Here is a 15764-nt window from a genome sequence, read left to right as displayed (position 1 = left end):
TCTTCAGGTGGACGCGACAACGGCTTTTACCGCCTGATCAGGAGTGCTCGATGCAGCCCCTGTCGTAAAGCTTCATCGGGCCATCCATGGAGAGCAGCAATCAGAAAGAAACGTTGGGCGCGGTCTTGATGGCCAGCGTATCGGCGAACTTCAACGGAACCGCATCCTCGCGATGGCCAAAACTGGCCGCCAGCAGCACCGCCGGAAAACTCTGCTTGAGCGTGTTGTAGGTCATCACCGCGTCGTTAAACGCCTGGCGCGCGAAGCTCACCTTGTTTTCGGTGCTGCTCAGCTCTTCGCTCAGTTGTTGCATGTTCTGCGAGGCCTTGAGTTCCGGATAAGCCTCCAGCGTCAGGTTCAATCGCCCCACGGCACTGCTGAGTGCGCTGTCCGCCAGCCCCAATTGCGCAATGTTCTGGGCGCTGCCCGGTTTCGCCTGTGCAGCCTCAAGTCCGGCCACGGCGGCATTGCGCGCGGCGATCACCGCTTCAAGGGTTTCGCGCTCATGGGCCAGATAACCCTTGGCGATGCTGACCAGATTGGGGATCAGGTCATAGCGGCGTTTGAGCTGCACTTCGACCTGGGCAAATGCGTTCTTGATCTCGTTGCGCCGGGCAACAAGTTTGTTGAAAAGACTGACAGCGTAGAGCCCCAGAAGCGCCAGCAACACCAGATTGACGATGAGATAGATTTTCACGGTGATGTCCTTGTTCACTCTGTGGGGGCGCGCGATCTTATCGCAAATGGATGCCGTTGACTGTATTCGCCCGGTGGCGGACGAGCCCGGATCGCGTTCCGGGGCGCGACTACAATCTCCGGTTCAGCATCATCAAAAAACAAGGAATGATTCCAGAACCCCGCAGTCGGATTTCAGGTATCACAAATCTCAGGAGGTTCACCGATGAACAACAAGACCCTAATCGCCAGCCTGGCACTCGTCGCCGGCATCGCCGGGATCAGCCCCCTCGTTCAAGCGGCGCAAACCTCGAACGACACTGTCGAACAATCACCGACCGGCAACCGCGAATTGAACGTCAACGACCGCGCCCCGGACATCTACCAGCGCAGCGAAAAAGCCATCAAAAACTGGAAACAGAAAGGCCTCAAGCAGCCGGAACCGCAGGCGCAGTGGGTGCAGATCAACGATAAATACGTGATGGTGATGATCACCAACGGGACGATTGTGGCGATTCAACCGGTGGAACGCTGACCTCAAGCAACAATTGGCCATGGACGGTTGATTGCATTCGAGCGCCGTTCCGGTAAAACGCGAGGGGCGTTTCGAGTGACTGGATGTCAGGAGCAAATCGTTGAACAAGAAACCCCTTTATCGCAAAGAAAACACCACCGCCCACAACGTTTGGCGCAACAACCCGGGCGGGCATTATCGGCATCAGCGAAACACCAAGGCTGAAATCCACAGCGAGGCTGCACGCGGTTCGATGCATGGCATCAAGCATCATGGCTACGATTACACGCCGTTGTTTCGCTTTCTGTTGTCGCGTGTCGGCGGTGATTGGGACGAGATTTTCAGTGAGGCGGTGTCGCGGCTGGATCGGCAGGAACCGGTGTTCTGGATGGTCGCTCTGCATGAACACGAGCGAAGGGATGTGGTGGGGGTGGGTGAGTCCAGCATCTACAGCGGGTTATACGTCGATGAGAACAAGCGCCTGCAAATCGTAAATCCCGCCCTGAAAGCCGAAGACATGACGCCCAACTGCCAATGCTGCACGCATACCTTCAATGGCGTTGTGTTCGGTACACCCGAGCGCTGAAATTCAATCAGCCCGGCCATGACTCAGCGTCTGTCCGCCACACAATCCTCATTCGCGGTCAACACCGGAAACAGCGGCAACCTTGGGCCAAACGGTTGCCAATGGCCGGTATTTCTGGGAAAACGGCGGCCAGCGGAACAGTAGAGCGAATGTTATGAATGATGAACTGCAGATAATCGATCTCCAGCCCGGTGACGGAAAAGCCGCCGTCAAAGGCGCGTTGATCACCACCCAATACACCGGTTGGCTGGAAGACGGCACCGAATTCGATTCGTCCTGGAGCCGGGGCAAGCCGTTTCAGTGTGTGATCGGCACCGGTCGGGTGATCAAGGGTTGGGATCAGGGGATCATGGGGATGCAGGTTGGCGGCAAGCGCAAACTCCTGGTGCCGGCGCATCTGGGTTATGGCGAGCGGACGATGGGCAAGATTCCGCCGAATTCGAATCTGGTGTTCGAGATTGAGTTGCTTGAGGTTTTGACGCGGGAGGATTGATGACCGGAGGTCATCTTGTTCGAACGGCTCAAGGATCAGGTCGATGGATGTTGAACAGATCATTTACAAAACTGTTGAGTGGTTGACTATCGAACACCCGGGGCGACGGAGCCCGATTTACAACATCCAGTTGGTATTCTTCGCGGCCATGATGATTTTTTTGTGGTTCGCCGGAAAGGATGTCCTCGCACGGCGAGAAGCCTTTCTGGCCCGCAAGGCTCAGGTCTTGGCGTCAAAGCCACTGTCCGCGATTTCCTTCGCCGAGGAAGACGGGCAGAAGGTCAGACTCACCGGCGTTTTGCAGGAGACGGAAGGCGCTTACACCGTGACAGTGACTCGTGACGATGACAAAGAAGCCACTGTTTCGTCCCGCGAAGGGTTGCTTTCGCTGGAAGAGGTCGAGGCTTACTTGAGGGCGCATACGCCTTTCGTTCTGGCTGACTTTCGGCGTTAACCACATCTGCACACAAAACCCGCAGCCTCCCTCAACGGAGGCTGCGGGTTTTTTCTTGCCTTGCGCCCCGGGTATTACGCAGCCATTACCATCTCATCCAGCGTCGCGGCAACCGTGCCGGTCAGGCTTGGGAATCTGCGTTTTACGCTGGCGAGTGCCGGCAGCAGGCGGTTGCGGTCCAGTTCGCCATGGTCGCGGGCAATCTGGACGAGGGCGGTGAGGGCGGCGCTGACGATGGATTTCCGTTCGCTCTCGAGCAGTAGCAGACAGGCTTTCTGGGCCCATTGGCTGTCTTTCTCGTTGAGGCCGATGGAGATCAGGGCGGCGACGATGTGTGCATCGGATTTGCTTTCCATGGGTGTTCCTCAGGTCGTGACATCGAGAGTGTCCAGCGCCCGGTTCACCGCGAGTTCGCCACACATCACCACTTGGGCGATGCCCAGCACGGTGCTGCGGTAGGGCGGGTCCAGCAGCGCGGCGAAGTCGCTGAGCATCACGCTGGCCGAAGTCATCGATTCGCAGGCGTGGGCCAGCAGGGCATGCTGATCCAGGTCGGGGGCGACGAGGAACATGCGGCCGGGGCAGTGTTGTTTCGGGGCGGTGGGTTTCAGGTAATGGTCGAGGGCGCGCTCGGCGGCTTCGTGGAGTTTTTTTGAGTCGGTTGTGGAGTAGGGAGAGGTTGGGTCGGATTCGTTGGGTACGTCAGTTTCGGGTGGATTAGGCGTAGGTTTGAACATTTTGGTGGTATCCGTAAATGATGCTGACACCACCTTGCGACTAAACAGTGAGGTGGCAGCTGTACGCAGGTTAGTCGACCGGGGAACACACCAAACCCGGTGCACCCGAAGGTGCCCTGCGCACGGCCGCCATAGAGTGCAGATATGCGAAATATCTGACTGGATGGAGCTTGTGCATGGTTTGTGGTTCCCGAGCGACTAAACCCGTTCACTGACCATTCAGTGATGCGAATCAAGTTACTGGCAGGCCCCAAGCCGCACAAGCCGGCGGATTCTGGCGTAGTTGTAGGCAAAGGCGCAAGGCGATGTAGCCTCTCGGATGAGGGCAAAATGATGCTTCATTTTTCAGTCCGCCATCGCGAGCAAGCTCGCTCTCACAGAGTTGTGCGTTCTCTCAAATTCCCTGTGGAAGCGAGCTTGCTCGCGATGGCAAATGTTCATGCACCGACAATGCTGAACATCGGAATTCGTCCATTCAGCGAAGGCCGGTAGTGCCACGCGAGTCTTCCCGGATCAATGTCGCGGGCGAGGATTTCGGTGAGCGTGGCGCTGGCGATCGTCATTGCCAGCATCTGTCCGGGACATTGATGCCGACCGCTGCCGAACGTGAAACTGCGACGATTCGGGCGATCCGGCATAAAGCGATCCGGGTTTTCATTGAGTGCCGGGTCGCGATTGGCCGAGGCCAGCAGCACCAGAATCACATCGCCGGCTACCAGCCGCACGCCGTCGATTTCGCAGGTGTTCGCCACAAATCGGCGGGTGTTCTGCACCGATGGATCGAAGCGTTGGACTTCAGCCAGTAACGAATCCACTGACGCCGCGCGTAATTCAGGCAAACGCTGTAAAGCCACCAACGCATTGCCGATAAGCCCGGCAGTGGCCTCGAACGTCTGTGAACAGAGGCCGATCAGGTTGGCGAGCAGCACGTCTTCATCGCCGACAAACCGCTGGCGAATGTCGGCGAGAAACGGGTTCGGATCCGCCAACATTTCAATGAAATACCCGCGCAATTGCTCCGCCGCCCGATGCGCTGCCGCCAGTTGCAGGTCATTGCTCAACGGCGACAGACACGCCGCGAAATCCGCCGTCAGTTCACTGATTACGCGTGCCTGCGCCGGGGTGAATCCGAGCAGCGATGCAACCACGCACACCGGGCCGCGAAACATGGCGTTATAGAGGCCGTCGGCATCGTTCGTTATCAGCCGCGCGGACACCAGCGCGCTGACTTCTTCCCGATCAATCAACCCCAACGGCGGCTCGATGGCTGAGCGCGGGCAGCGCTGAGCTTCACCGTCATTCATGCGCATTAACTGGCCGAACACCTTGCCCGCCATGCCATCGGCGATGGCTTTGGGCACCGGCTCCTGCACCGGACGCACCCGGCAATCCGGATGCGCCAGCACCGCGCACACCGCCCGGGCGCTGCTGGCCACCCACAGTTTCAGTCCGTGATGAAAAGTCAGCCCGCCCGTCGTGCGCAGTTCGGCGTAATAGGGATAGGGATCGGCGTGAGTTGCAGCGAAGATCGGGTCCATGGATCGCATCCTTGTCGGTGGGGAAAGTGTTGCTACTATCTCCAGTCCTTGAGGGCGATGATTCGTCCGGGAGCGAAATATGCACGCAGAACATCAAGACATTGGCGTTTCGCAAGTGGCCGCCGCCATCGCGGAACCGGCGCGGACCAAAATGCTGTGTTCGCTGATGGACGGCCACGCCCGAACTGCCACAGAGCTGGCGACCCTCGCCGACGTCAGCGCCTCGACCGCCAGCGCGCACCTGTCCAAGCTCAAGGACCTGGCGCTGGTGCGTCTGCATGTACAAGGCCGCCACCGTTATTACAGCCTCGCCGACAAGCGCGTGGCCCAGGCGCTCGAAGCGCTGATGGTGATCGGTCAGAACCCCGAGCCGACCTTCAAACCGCACACGCCGGATCGCCTGCAATTTGCCCGCACCTGCTACGACCATATGGCCGGGACGCTCGCGGTGTTGTTGCATGACCGCCTGCTTGAGGCGGGATGGCTGGTGGAAACCGATGAGCAGGTTTATCGCCTCAGTGAAAGCGGGGAGGCGTTTTTTGAAGAGCTGGGCATTGAGGTCAAGGATCTGTCGACGCTGCGCCGCCGCTTCGCTTGCCCGTGTCTCGACTGGAGCATGCGTCGGCCGCATTTGGGCGGTTCGCTCGGGGCCGCGTTGTTGCAGGCCGCGTTGAAGCGCAAATGGGTGACGCAGGATCTGGACAGTCGCGCACTGACCCTGACGGTGCAGGGGCGCCGGGAACTGGCGTCGCGCTGGGGTCTGGTTTTGCCTGGGGCCGGGCGGGAATTGTCAGGTCGCCAACTGGCTGACTCCCCGCCCGGATCGGTGCATGCGCGTTAGCTCAGGGTGTATCCGCTATCGACCACCCAATCCTGACCGATGACGCCGCGTGCGCCATTGCCCAACTGAAAAAGAATGACGTCGGCCACTGCCGCAGGTTCCAGGAATTGTCCGCCCAATAGTCGTTGGTTGACGCCTCGGGCTACGTCTCCGAGCGCTTCTTCGCTCAGACCCAGTGTCGACCAGATCGGCGTTGCGGTCGGGCCGGGGGAGACGCAATTGATGCGCACACCGTGGGGTGCCAGCTCGACCGCGAGGGTTCGGGCGTGGGCGATCAATGCTGCTTTTGATGCGATATAGGCGGCCAGTCCCGCGAAACTGATTCCGGCCAGAAAAGTACCGATGAACACCACTGACGCCTTGTCTGCAAGGTGCGGGCGCAGGGCGGCCAAGGTGTTCAGGGCGCCGGCGCCGTTCACTGCCCATTGGCGATCGAACGCCGAGCTGTTGAGCCCGTCAGCGAGCTCCGCAATACCGGCGTTAGGGATTACGAAATTCACCGGACCGAGGCGTGTAGCCTGTTCGGCCAAAGCGTTTAGGTCGGAAGCTTGAGTGACATCGCCGGGTTTCCACACCAGTTGCTGCGGATACCGCTCAAGCAGTTCGGCCAGTGCGCCGAGTTTTCGCGATATGGCCAATACGCGCGCGCCCTGATCCAGCAGGCGTTCGGTAGCGGCCAGGCCTATGCCCGAACTGGCACCGGTGATGACGGCCAGCTTGCCCTGAAAAACATGATCCATTTTCGACTCCCGTTTTGGTCTTCAGCCAAATGGCTACCGAGAGTCAGTCAATTTTCGGGCCATGCCGGACAGCCTTTGATATCAAGGGCTGCGCAGGTTTGATAGTCATTATGACGCTTGTGGAATCGAGTCAATCCGACTCCTGCTGAGTCAAATTGACCTGACTGCTGCGGCGCGACATTCCGACGAAGAGCGGCATTGCGCCTTGTGTGAGCAAATCGCTGTCTATACTGTATATGCGAACAGTATTGAGTCCGTGCCATGCAAATCATCGACAAGCTCAGCATCCTCGCCGACGCCGCCAAGTACGACGCCTCCTGCGCCAGCAGCGGCGCGCCCAAGCGCAGCTCCGAGGGCAAGAGCGGGCTGGGCTCGACCGATGGCATGGGCATCTGCCACAGCTACACGCCGGACGGGCGTTGTGTGTCGCTGCTCAAGATTCTGCTGACCAATTTCTGCCTCTACGACTGCCAATACTGCGTCAACCGCCGCTCCAGCGACGTACCGCGTGCGCGTTTCACGCCCGAGGAAGTGGTGACGCTGACCCTGGATTTCTACCGGCGCAACTGCGTCAGCGGGTTGTTCCTCAGCTCGGGGATCATTCGCTCGGCGGACTACACCATGGAGCAACTGGTGCGCGTCGCGAAGCTGTTGCGCGAAGAGCATGAGTTCCGTGGCTACATTCATCTCAAGACCATTCCCGATGCGGACCCCGCGCTGATCGAAGAAGCCGGGCGTTACGCCGACCGCTTGAGCGTCAACATCGAATTGCCCACCGATGCCAGCCTGCAAACCCTGGCGCCGGAGAAGCACATCGGTTCGATCAAGCAGGCGATGAACACCATCTACACCGGCGTGCAGACCTTGCTCAACGAACCCCGCGCTCCGAAGTTCGCCCCGGCCGGGCAGAGCACGCAGATGATCGTCGGTGCCGATGACACCGACGACAGCACCATCCTGCACAGCGCTCAGGCTTTGTATGGCAACTTCCGTCTGCGCCGGGTCTATTACTCGGCGTTCAGCCCGATTCCCGACAGCCCGAAAAGCGTGCCGTTGGCCGCACCGCCGCTGATGCGCGAGCACCGCTTGTATCAGGCTGACTTCCTGTTGCGCGGTTATGGCTATACCGCCGGTGAGTTGCTTACGGGGCCGGGCAATCTGGCGTTGGACATCGACCCGAAACTGGCCTGGGCGCTGCAGAATCGCGAGGTGTTCCCGCTAGATCTCAATCGTGCCGAACCGGCGTTGATTTCGCGCATACCCGGCATCGGCCTGCGCACCACCGAACGTCTGGTGGAGCTGCGTCGACAGCGGCGCATTCGCTACGAAGACGTGGCCCGTATGCGTTGTGTGCTGGCCAAGGCCAAGCCGTTCATCATCACCAGCGATTACCACCCGCAGCAGGCAGAAGTCACCAGCCAGATGCTCTATCAGCAGTTGCGCGACCGGCCGATGCCGCAGCAGATGGGGCTATGGGGATGATCAATCTCGACTGTGACGATCTGTTCGACACCTGGCGCCAGCAGGCGCGCTGGCTGCTCAGCCATGAAATCGACCCGAGTCTGGTGAGCTGGGCGTCAGAAGGGGTAAGTGATCTGTTTGCCAGTGATGTGTCGGTGCCCGAAGGGCAGGGGCCGTTTCAGGCGCGGATTCCGCGTGTGTTGCTCGACACCCTGGAACAAGCGTCACGCTACCGTGGCAATCAACGCTGGAGTCTGTTGTATGAAGTGCTGTGGCGGGTCAGCCATGGTGATCGCACCGCAATGATGGCTGGCGACAAGCTGGGCAGCGAGTTGCAGCGGCGGATCAAGCAGGTGCAGCGCGAAGCCCATCATCTGCATGCATTCGTGCGTTTCATCGAGCGCCCGCCAGAATTGCCGGGCCCGCAATACGTCGCGTGGCACGAACCGGCCCATGACATTCTGCACAGTGCCAGCGAACACTTCATCGGGCGCATGGGCCGGCATCGCTGGCTGATCGCCACGCCCCGCGACGGGGTTTATTACGATGGCGAACAACTGATCCATCAGCGCCAGTGCCCGGTGGAATGGCAGCAACTGGCGCAGAACGTCGACGATCCCCACGGTGACTTATGGCTGACGTACTACAGCCACATCTTCAACCCGGCGCGTTTGAACGAGAAAGTCATGCAGGGGCATTTGCCGACGCGGTTCTGGAAGAACCTGCCGGAGGGGGAACTGATTCCCGGATTGATTACCCAGGCACGAATGGGCAAGCAGCAGAACGGGCAGGCGAGCGGGATCGCCGGTCGCGCGGGCAAGCGGATTGCCATGAAGGCCGGCGAGCGAGGCGAATGAAAAAGCCCCCATCGATCACTCGATGGGGGCTTTTGTGCATCTGGCCGTCAGATCAAACCTTGACGATCCAGCCTGCTGGCGCTTCGACGTCGCCGGTCTGCACGCCGGTCAGCTCTTTGTAGAGCTTCTGGGTCACAGGGCCGACTTCTGTTTCGCTGTGGAACACGTGCAGGTGGTCGTTGTAGCTGATGCCGCCGATCGGGGTGATCACCGCAGCGGTACCGCAGGCGCCGGCTTCTTTGAAGTCCGACAGCTTGTCGATGAACACATCACCTTCGACCACTTCCAGGCCCAGGCGGGACTTGGCCAGTTCGATCAGCGACAGACGGGTGATACCCGGCAGTACTGACGGCGAGTTCGGGGTCACGAACTTGTTGTCGTGAGTGATCCCGAAGAAGTTGGCCGAACCGACTTCCTCGATCTTCTTGTGGGTCAGCGGATCCAGGTAGATGGCGTCAGCGAAGTGCGCTTTCTTGGCCTGGGAGCCCGGCATCAGGCTGGCAGCGTAGTTGCCACCGACCTTGGCAGCACCGGTGCCTTGTGGCGCGGCGCGGTCGAAGGTGGAGATCTGGAAGTTGTGCGGGGTCAGGCCGCCCTTGAAGTAGGCGCCGACCGGGATCGCGAATACCGAAAAGATGAACTCAGGTGCGGTACGCACGCCGATGTTGTCACCCACGCCGATCACGAACGGACGCAGGTACAGCGCGCCGCCGGTGCCGTAAGGCGGGATGAAACGCTCGTTGGCGCGTACCACTTGCTTGCATGCTTCGATGAACTGCTCGGTGGAGACATGTGGCATCAGCAGGCGGGCGCAGCTGCGTTGCATGCGCGCGGCGTTCTGGTCCGGACGGAACAGGTTGATCGAGCCGTCCTTGCAACGATAGGCCTTCAGGCCCTCGAAGCATTGCTGGCCATAGTGAAGGGCAGTGGAGCCTTCGCTGATGTGCAGCACGTTGTCTTCGGTCAGGGTGCCTTTGTCCCACTCGCCGTTGCGAAAGTACGACAGATAGCGTTTGTCGGTCTTGATGTAGTCAAAACCCAGCTTGTCCCAGTTGATGCTTTCGTTACCCATGACACCCTCTATCACTGAACAACCGCCGAAGCGGTTCAAGGCTTCTGACGTTTTTTTGGATGGGCACAACAATACTTCATTCTTGAGCGGTTTCGCAGCCCGGGCGATGGGGGGAGCAGCAGATTTATTAGCCTGCTTATGAAAAAACTCCCCCGTGTCGGGTTTTTACAGGTGCAACGCGTGCCCAAGCGCACGCAACGCCGCTTCCTGCACCGCTTCACCCAGGGTCGGGTGCGCATGGATGGTGCCACCGATGTCTTCCAGTCGCGCACCCATTTCCAGGCTTTGCGCGAACGCAGTCGACAGTTCGGAGACCCCGACACCCACCGCCTGCCAGCCGACAATCACATGATTGTCCCGACGAGCGACCACCCGCACGAAGCCGGTTTTCGATTCCAGGGTCATCGCCCGGCCGTTGGCGGCGAACGGGAAGTTCGACACGATGCAGTCCAGTCCTGCCGCTTTGGCTTCGTCCGGGGTCTTGCCGACCACCACCAGTTCCGGGTCGGTGAAGCACACGGCAGCGATGGCGGTCGGGTTGAATTCGCGGGTCTTGCCGCTGATCAGCTCGGCAACCATCTCGCCCTGGGCCATGGCGCGGTGGGCCAGCATCGGCTCGCCGCTCAGGTCGCCGATGGCGTAGACATTGCGCATGCTGGTCTGGCAGCGGCTGTCGACTTTGATCGCCGAGCCGTTCATGTCCAGGTTCAGCGCTTCGAGGTTCCAGCCTTGGGTATTGGGTTTGCGGCCGACAGCCACCAGCACCTGATCGGTTTCCAGGTTGAGGGTGTCGCCGTTCGGATCGCGCACCTGCAATGTCCCGTCGAAGCCCAGCACGCTGTGCTTGAGGTACAACTTCACGCCCAGTTGCTTCAGCGCGTCGTGCACCGGTTGGGTCAGTTCGGCGTCGTAGGCCGGCAGAATCCGATCCTGCGCCTCGACCACGCTGACCTCGGCGCCGAGCTTGCGATAGGCAATGCCCAGCTCCAGACCGATGTAACCACCGCCCACCACGATCAGGCGTTTCGGAATTGACTTCGGCGCCAGCGCTTCGGTGGACGAAATGATCGGCCCGCCAATCGGCAGGATAGGCAGGTTGACGCTTTGCGAGCCGGTGGCCAGCACCAGATGCTCGCACTGGATGCGGGTGTCGCCGACTTCCACGGTCTTGCCGTCGATGACCTTGGCCCAGCCGTTGATGACCTGAACCTTGTGCTTCTTCAGCAACGCCGCGACGCCGGTGGTCAGGCGATCGACGATGCCGTCCTTCCACTCGACGCTCTTGGTGATGTCGAGGGTCGGCGCGGAAACGCTGATGCCCAGTGCCGAATGCTGATTGTGATGTTGAGTCTGATGAAACTGCTCGGCCACATGGATCAGCGCTTTCGACGGAATGCAGCCGATGTTCAGGCAGGTGCCGCCCAGCGATTCGCCCTCGACCAGAATGGTCGGGATGCCCAGTTGCCCGGCGCGAATGGCCGTTACATAACCGCCGGGGCCACCGCCGATGATCAGCAGCGTGGTGTTCAGAGTTTGCATGCGATCACTCCACAAACAGGGTCGCGGGTTGTTCGAGCAGACCACGAATGGCCTGGATGAAGAGCGCCGCGTCCATGCCGTCGACCACGCGGTGATCGAAGGAGCTGGAGAGGTTCATCATCTTGCGGATCACCACCTGGCCTTTGACGACCATTGGGCGTTCGACGATTTTGTTCACGCCGACGATCGCGACTTCCGGCAGGTTCAGCACCGGGGTACTGACGATGCCGCCAAGGGCGCCGAGGCTGGTCAGGGTGATGGTCGAGCCGGACAGTTCATCGCGGCTGGCCTTGCCATTGCGCGCGGCGGTGGCCAGGCGGGAGATTTCCGCCGCGCTGTCCCACAGGCTGCGAGCTTCTGCATGACGCACCACCGGCACCATCAGGCCAACATCGCTTTGAGTGGCGACGCCAACATGCACGGCGCCGAGGCGGGTGATGACCTGGGCTTCATCGTCGTAGCGGGCGTTCATCTGCGGGAAGTCGCGCAGGGCAACGACCAGTGCGCGCACCAGGAACGGCAGCAAGGTCAACTTGCCACGGCTGGCACCGTGTTTTTCGTTCAGGTGGGCACGCAGTTCTTCAATTGCGGTGACGTCGATTTCCTCGACATAGCTGAAGTGCGCAGCACGCTGGGTGGCGTCCTGCATGCGCTGGGCAATCTTGCGGCGCATGCCGATAACCTGAATCTGTTCTTCATCGTGACGCTGGGCGGACGCGGCGGCGACCGGCGCCGAAGCATTCGACTGACCCTGCGCCAGATAGGCGTCGAGGTCTTCGTGCAGCACGCGACCGGCCGGACCGGAACCGCGCACCAGACGCAATTGAATGCCCAGGTCCAGCGCATGTTTGCGCACGGCCGGCGAGGCCAGCGGGCGCTCATCGGCTTCGCGAGCGACCACCGGGCCCTGGCAAACCGGAGCCGTACGCGGCGCGGCGGGTTTGCTTTCAACGACAGCTTCAACTTTGGGTGCGACTGGCGTTTCTTTCGCCGCAACTGGCGCCGGTTTGTCCGACTCCTTCAGATTGCCGGCGCCCTCGACCTCGATGCTGATCAGCACACTGCCGACCGCCATCACCTCACCCGGCTGACCACCCAGCGCAATCACCTTGCCGTGGACCGGCGAGGGAATATCGACCATCGCCTTGTCGGTCATCACATCCGCCAGCACCTGATCTTCAACGACCAGATCACCAACCTTGACGTGCCACTGCGACAGTTCTACTTCCGCGATGCCTTCGCCGATGTCCGGCATCTTGATAACGTGCGTGCCCATTCAGACCTCCATGACCCGTTTCAGCGCCGCGCCCACTCGGGACGGCCCAGGGAAATACGCCCACTCCTGCGCGTGCGGGTAGGGGGTGTCCCAACCGGTGACGCGTTCGATCGGCGCCTCCAGGTAGTGGAAGCAATGCTCTTGCACCAGCGACACCAGTTCGGCGCCGAAACCGCAGGTGCGGGTGGCTTCGTGAACCACGACGCAACGGCCGGTTTTCTTCACGGATTTGACGATGGTTTCCAGGTCCAGCGGCCACAGGCTGCGCAGGTCGATGACTTCCGCATCCACGCCGGATTCTTCGGCGGCGACTTGCGACACGTACACGGTGGTGCCGTAAGTCAGCACGGTCACGTCCTTGCCCGGACGGGTAATGGCGGCCACGTCCAGCGGCACGGTGTAGTAACCGTCCGGCACCTGGGCTTGCGGGTGTTTCGACCACGGGGTTACCGGGCGGTCGTGGTGCCCGTCGAACGGGCCGTTGTACAGGCGTTTCGGCTCGAGGAAGATCACCGGGTCATCGTTTTCGATGGAGGCGATCAGCAGGCCTTTGGCGTCATACGGGTTGGACGGCATGACGGTGCGCAGGCCGCAGACCTGAGTGAACATCGCCTCGATGCTCTGACTATGGGTCTGGCCACCGTAGATGCCGCCGCCGCACGGCATGCGCAGGGTCATCGGGGCGGTGAACTCGCCGGCCGAGCGATAACGCAGACGGGCGGCTTCGGAAATGATCTGGTCGGACGCCGGGTACACGTAGTCGGCGAACTGAATCTCGGCCACCGGACGCAAGCCATAAGCGCCCATGCCCACCGCGACGCCGACGATACCGCTTTCGGAGATCGGCGCATCGAACACCCGCGAGGTGCCGTACTTGGTCTGCAAGCCTTCGGTGCAACGGAACACGCCGCCGAAGTAACCGACGTCCTGGCCGAACACCACCACGTTGTCGTCACGCTCAAGCATCACATCCATGGCCGAGCGCAGGGCCTGGATCATGGTCATGGTGGTCGTGGTCATGGCGGTTTCCAACTGAATATTGTTGTTGTGATCGTTCATGTCAGATCCCCAACTGCTGACGCTGGCGCTTCAAGTGCTCCGGCATCTCTTTGTAGACGTCTTCGAACATGGTCGCGGCGCTCGGAATCTGCCCGCCGGCGAGGGTGCCGTACTGTTCGGCCTGTTTCTGTGCGGCGATCACTTCGGCTTCGAGCTCCGCGCTGACGGCGGCGTGCTCCTCTTCCGACCAGTGGCCGACCTTGATCAGGTGCTGTTTCAAGCGGGCAATCGGGTCGCCCAGCGGGAAGTGGCTCCAGTCGTCGGCAGGACGGTATTTGGACGGATCGTCGGAGGTCGAGTGCGGGCCGGCGCGGTAGGTGACCCATTCGATCATGGTCGGGCCGAGGTTACGGCGGGCGCGTTCGGCAGCCCAGGCGGAGGCGGCGTAGACCGCGTAGAAATCGTTACCGTCAACCCGCAGCGAGGCGATGCCGCATCCGACGCCGCGTCCGGCGAAGGTGGTGGCTTCACCACCGGCGATGGCCTGGAAGGTCGAGATCGCCCACTGGTTATTGACCACGTTGAGGATCACTGGCGCCCGGTAAACGTGGGCGAAGGTGAGGGCGGTGTGGAAGTCCGATTCGGCGGTGGCGCCGTCGCCGATCCAGGCCGAGGCGATTTTGGTATCGCCCTTGATCGCCGAAGCCATGCCCCAGCCCACGCCCTGAATGAATTGGGTGGCGAGGTTGCCGGAAATGGTGAAGAAACCGGCGTCCTTGACCGAGTACATGATCGGCAGCTGACGGCCCTTGAGCGGATCGCGCTCGTTGGACAGCAGTTGGCAGATCAGGTCGACCAATGGCACGTCGCGGGCCATCAGAATGCTTTGCTGGCGGTAGGTCGGGAAGCACATGTCGTCGATGTTCAAGGCCAGGGCCTGGGCGCTGCCGATGGCTTCTTCGCCGAGGCTTTGCATGTAGAACGACATTTTTTTCTGACGCTGGGCGACCACCATGCGGTTGTCGTAGATCCTGGTCTTGAGCATGGCACGCATGCCTTTGCGCAGGATCTCGACCGGCACGTTTTCAGCCCATGGGCCGAGGGCGTTGCCCTGGTCGTCAAGCACGCGGATCAGGCCACGGGCCAGGTCGGCAGTGTCGGCGGGTTCTACGTCGATGGAAGGTTTGCGCACCGTGCCGGCATCGGTCAGATGCAGGTAGGAGAAATCGGTTTTGCAGCCTGGGCGGCCCGAGGGTTCAGGGACGTGCAGACGCAGCGGTTCATACGCTTGGGTCATGGCTTCTACGCTCGATCTTGTGAATTTCTTGTAGTGAGCTGGCAGTCATTCTTCGATAAAAGAAATCTTGTCCTACAACAATCATAGGCCCGGGCAAGAAGAATATTTCTCTCTGTTTCGTTGCGCTGAAGATCATTTGCAGATAGAAATTCTGCATAAACATAAAAAACAGGTGGTTTTGTCTCATGCGCAAACTGGACCGTACCGACATCGGCATTCTCAACAGCCTTCAGGAGAACGCGCGCATCACCAACGCCGACCTGGCCCGATCGGTCAATCTGTCACCGACCCCGTGCTTCAACCGGGTCAAGGCAATGGAAGAGTTGGGGCTGATCCGCGAGCAGGTGACCCTGCTGGATGCCGACCTGCTGGGGCTGCACGTCAATGTGTTCATTCACGTCAGCCTGGAGAAGCAGGTGGAAGAGGCCCTGCAGCATTTCGAAGAGGCGATTTCCGATCGGCCCGAAGTCATGGAGTGCTACTTGATGGCCGGCGACCCGGACTATCTGATCCGGGTGCTGGTGCCGACCATCCAGTCGCTCGAACGCTTCATGATGGACTTTCTGACCAAGGTGCCGGGCGTGGCCAACATCCGGTCAAGTTTTGCGCTCAAGCAGGTGCGCTACAAGACGGCGTTGCCGTTGCCGGCGAATGGCTTGACGCTGGGTAACTGAGTGCGATGCAG

General features: G+C 60.6%; 18 protein-coding genes. 8 read left to right on the top strand and 10 right to left on the bottom strand.

The window, feature by feature from the left end:
- Positions 1–100: 100 nt before the first annotated feature.
- Positions 101–697 (bottom strand): LemA family protein, encoded by a 597-nt coding sequence (locus tag K3819_RS17995; RefSeq protein ID WP_074688846.1) that lies wholly within the window; start codon positions 695–697, stop codon positions 101–103.
- A gap of 204 nt (positions 698–901) precedes the next feature.
- On the opposite strand from K3819_RS17995, the gene K3819_RS17990 reads away from it, so the two are divergent.
- The 4 genes from K3819_RS17990 (at position 902) to K3819_RS17975 (ending at position 2722) form a co-directional block, all read left to right on the top strand.
- Entirely contained in the window at positions 902–1210 is a 309-nt protein-coding gene (locus K3819_RS17990; RefSeq protein WP_064597595.1) for an RcnB family protein, read from the top strand.
- Positions 1211–1310: 100 nt separating this feature from the next.
- Positions 1311–1775, top strand: coding sequence for a hypothetical protein (locus K3819_RS17985; RefSeq protein ID WP_221397634.1), 465 nt, complete (start codon positions 1311–1313; stop codon positions 1773–1775).
- A gap of 154 nt (positions 1776–1929) precedes the next feature.
- Positions 1930–2268 carry an FKBP-type peptidyl-prolyl cis-trans isomerase gene (locus tag K3819_RS17980; protein ID WP_007952931.1) on the top strand — a complete coding sequence of 113 codons (339 nt, stop codon included), beginning with the start codon at positions 1930–1932 and terminating at the stop codon, positions 2266–2268.
- A 43-nt stretch (positions 2269–2311) separates the two neighbouring features.
- On the top strand, positions 2312–2722 hold the full coding sequence (locus tag K3819_RS17975; protein ID WP_221397633.1) for a hypothetical protein: 411 nt from the start codon (positions 2312–2314) through the stop codon (positions 2720–2722).
- Between the two features lie 74 nt (positions 2723–2796).
- Here K3819_RS17975 and K3819_RS17970 read toward each other — a convergent pair whose 3' ends face one another.
- The 3 genes from K3819_RS17970 to K3819_RS17960 all read right to left on the bottom strand — a co-directional run bounded on the left by K3819_RS17970 (position 2797) and on the right by K3819_RS17960 (position 4997).
- On the bottom strand, positions 2797–3078 hold the full coding sequence (locus K3819_RS17970; protein WP_221397632.1) for a hypothetical protein: 282 nt from the start codon (positions 3076–3078) through the stop codon (positions 2797–2799).
- Positions 3079–3087: 9 nt separating this feature from the next.
- Positions 3088–3459 (bottom strand): DUF6124 family protein, encoded by a 372-nt coding sequence (locus tag K3819_RS17965; protein WP_221397631.1) that lies wholly within the window; start codon positions 3457–3459, stop codon positions 3088–3090.
- Positions 3460–3896: 437 nt separating this feature from the next.
- Positions 3897–4997, bottom strand: a complete 1101-nt coding sequence (locus K3819_RS17960) for a cytochrome P450 (protein ID WP_221397630.1) — start codon at positions 4995–4997, stop codon at positions 3897–3899.
- Between the two features lie 79 nt (positions 4998–5076).
- On the opposite strand from K3819_RS17960, the gene K3819_RS17955 reads away from it, so the two are divergent.
- Positions 5077–5838 (top strand): helix-turn-helix transcriptional regulator, encoded by a 762-nt coding sequence (locus K3819_RS17955; RefSeq protein ID WP_221397629.1) that lies wholly within the window; start codon positions 5077–5079, stop codon positions 5836–5838.
- Here the strand turns inward: K3819_RS17955 and K3819_RS17950 are convergent.
- A complete protein-coding gene (locus K3819_RS17950; RefSeq protein WP_085613209.1) occupies positions 5835–6578 on the bottom strand; it encodes an SDR family NAD(P)-dependent oxidoreductase in 744 nt (247 codons plus the stop codon). The genes K3819_RS17955 and K3819_RS17950 overlap by 4 nt on opposite strands.
- Positions 6579–6839: 261 nt before the next feature.
- On the opposite strand from K3819_RS17950, the gene K3819_RS17945 reads away from it, so the two are divergent.
- Together K3819_RS17945 and K3819_RS17940 are read left to right on the top strand one after the other, a co-directional pair.
- On the top strand, positions 6840–8060 hold the full coding sequence (locus tag K3819_RS17945; RefSeq protein WP_221397628.1) for a putative DNA modification/repair radical SAM protein: 1221 nt from the start codon (positions 6840–6842) through the stop codon (positions 8058–8060).
- Entirely contained in the window at positions 8057–8896 is an 840-nt protein-coding gene (locus K3819_RS17940; protein WP_221397627.1) for a TIGR03915 family putative DNA repair protein, read from the top strand. Before K3819_RS17945 ends, K3819_RS17940 begins: the two co-directional genes overlap by 4 nt.
- A 52-nt stretch (positions 8897–8948) precedes the next feature.
- Here the strand turns inward: K3819_RS17940 and K3819_RS17935 are convergent, their stop codons facing one another.
- The 5 genes from K3819_RS17935 to K3819_RS17915 form a co-directional block, all read right to left on the bottom strand.
- On the bottom strand, positions 8949–9968 hold the full coding sequence (locus K3819_RS17935; RefSeq protein ID WP_064597568.1) for a branched-chain amino acid aminotransferase: 1020 nt from the start codon (positions 9966–9968) through the stop codon (positions 8949–8951).
- Between the two features lie 165 nt (positions 9969–10133).
- On the bottom strand, positions 10134–11507 hold the full coding sequence (gene lpdA / locus K3819_RS17930; RefSeq protein WP_221397626.1) for a dihydrolipoyl dehydrogenase: 1374 nt from the start codon (positions 11505–11507) through the stop codon (positions 10134–10136).
- Between the two features lie 4 nt (positions 11508–11511).
- A complete protein-coding gene (locus tag K3819_RS17925) occupies positions 11512–12783 on the bottom strand; it encodes a dihydrolipoamide acetyltransferase family protein (protein ID WP_221397625.1) in 1272 nt (423 codons plus the stop codon).
- Positions 12784–13842: an alpha-ketoacid dehydrogenase subunit beta gene (locus tag K3819_RS17920; protein WP_071172848.1), complete on the bottom strand. Its 1059-nt coding sequence runs from the start codon at positions 13840–13842 to the stop codon at positions 12784–12786. It lies immediately after the preceding gene.
- 1 nt (position 13843) lies between these two features.
- On the bottom strand, positions 13844–15079 hold the full coding sequence (locus K3819_RS17915) for a 3-methyl-2-oxobutanoate dehydrogenase (2-methylpropanoyl-transferring) subunit alpha (protein WP_007952906.1): 1236 nt from the start codon (positions 15077–15079) through the stop codon (positions 13844–13846).
- A gap of 185 nt (positions 15080–15264) precedes the next feature.
- Here K3819_RS17915 and bkdR point away from each other — a divergent pair, with 185 nt between their 5' ends.
- The gene (gene bkdR, locus K3819_RS17910) at positions 15265–15753 is read left to right on the top strand and encodes a Bkd operon transcriptional regulator BkdR (protein ID WP_007915088.1); all 489 of its coding nucleotides are present in this window, start codon (positions 15265–15267) and stop codon (positions 15751–15753) included.
- The last annotated feature ends 11 nt before the right edge of the window (positions 15754–15764 follow it).

The sequence above is a fragment of the Pseudomonas sp. 3-2 genome (assembly GCF_019710535.1).
Classification (GTDB): Bacteria; Pseudomonadota; Gammaproteobacteria; order Pseudomonadales; family Pseudomonadaceae; genus Aquipseudomonas; species Aquipseudomonas pharyngis.
The sequence above is the reverse complement of the archived record's forward strand: the minus strand, read 5'-3'. Positions and strand labels throughout refer to the sequence as shown.

What these genes read in the sequence shown, in the direction of transcription:
- lpdA (WP_221397626.1), bottom strand. Translation starts at nt 11,507, where the DNA reads ATGCAAACTCTGAACACCACGCTGCTGATCATCGGCGGTGGCCCCGGC.
- K3819_RS17925 (WP_221397625.1), bottom strand. Translation starts at nt 12,783, where the DNA reads ATGGGCACGCACGTTATCAAGATGCCGGACATCGGCGAAGGCATCGCG.
- K3819_RS17940 (WP_221397627.1), top strand. Translation starts at nt 8,057, where the DNA reads ATGATCAATCTCGACTGTGACGATCTGTTCGACACCTGGCGCCAGCAG.
- K3819_RS17955 (WP_221397629.1), top strand. Translation starts at nt 5,077, where the DNA reads ATGCACGCAGAACATCAAGACATTGGCGTTTCGCAAGTGGCCGCCGCC.
- K3819_RS17965 (WP_221397631.1), bottom strand. Translation starts at nt 3,459, where the DNA reads ATGTTCAAACCTACGCCTAATCCACCCGAAACTGACGTACCCAACGAA.
- K3819_RS17945 (WP_221397628.1), top strand. Translation starts at nt 6,840, where the DNA reads ATGCAAATCATCGACAAGCTCAGCATCCTCGCCGACGCCGCCAAGTAC.
- K3819_RS17960 (WP_221397630.1), bottom strand. Translation starts at nt 4,997, where the DNA reads ATGGACCCGATCTTCGCTGCAACTCACGCCGATCCCTATCCCTATTAC.
- K3819_RS17915 (WP_007952906.1), bottom strand. Translation starts at nt 15,079, where the DNA reads ATGACCCAAGCGTATGAACCGCTGCGTCTGCACGTCCCTGAACCCTCG.
- K3819_RS17990 (WP_064597595.1), top strand. Translation starts at nt 902, where the DNA reads ATGAACAACAAGACCCTAATCGCCAGCCTGGCACTCGTCGCCGGCATC.
- K3819_RS17950 (WP_085613209.1), bottom strand. Translation starts at nt 6,578, where the DNA reads ATGGATCATGTTTTTCAGGGCAAGCTGGCCGTCATCACCGGTGCCAGT.
- K3819_RS17920 (WP_071172848.1), bottom strand. Translation starts at nt 13,842, where the DNA reads ATGAACGATCACAACAACAATATTCAGTTGGAAACCGCCATGACCACG.
- K3819_RS17935 (WP_064597568.1), bottom strand. Translation starts at nt 9,968, where the DNA reads ATGGGTAACGAAAGCATCAACTGGGACAAGCTGGGTTTTGACTACATC.
- K3819_RS17975 (WP_221397633.1), top strand. Translation starts at nt 2,312, where the DNA reads ATGGATGTTGAACAGATCATTTACAAAACTGTTGAGTGGTTGACTATC.
- K3819_RS17970 (WP_221397632.1), bottom strand. Translation starts at nt 3,078, where the DNA reads ATGGAAAGCAAATCCGATGCACACATCGTCGCCGCCCTGATCTCCATC.
- K3819_RS17980 (WP_007952931.1), top strand. Translation starts at nt 1,930, where the DNA reads ATGAATGATGAACTGCAGATAATCGATCTCCAGCCCGGTGACGGAAAA.
- bkdR (WP_007915088.1), top strand. Translation starts at nt 15,265, where the DNA reads ATGCGCAAACTGGACCGTACCGACATCGGCATTCTCAACAGCCTTCAG.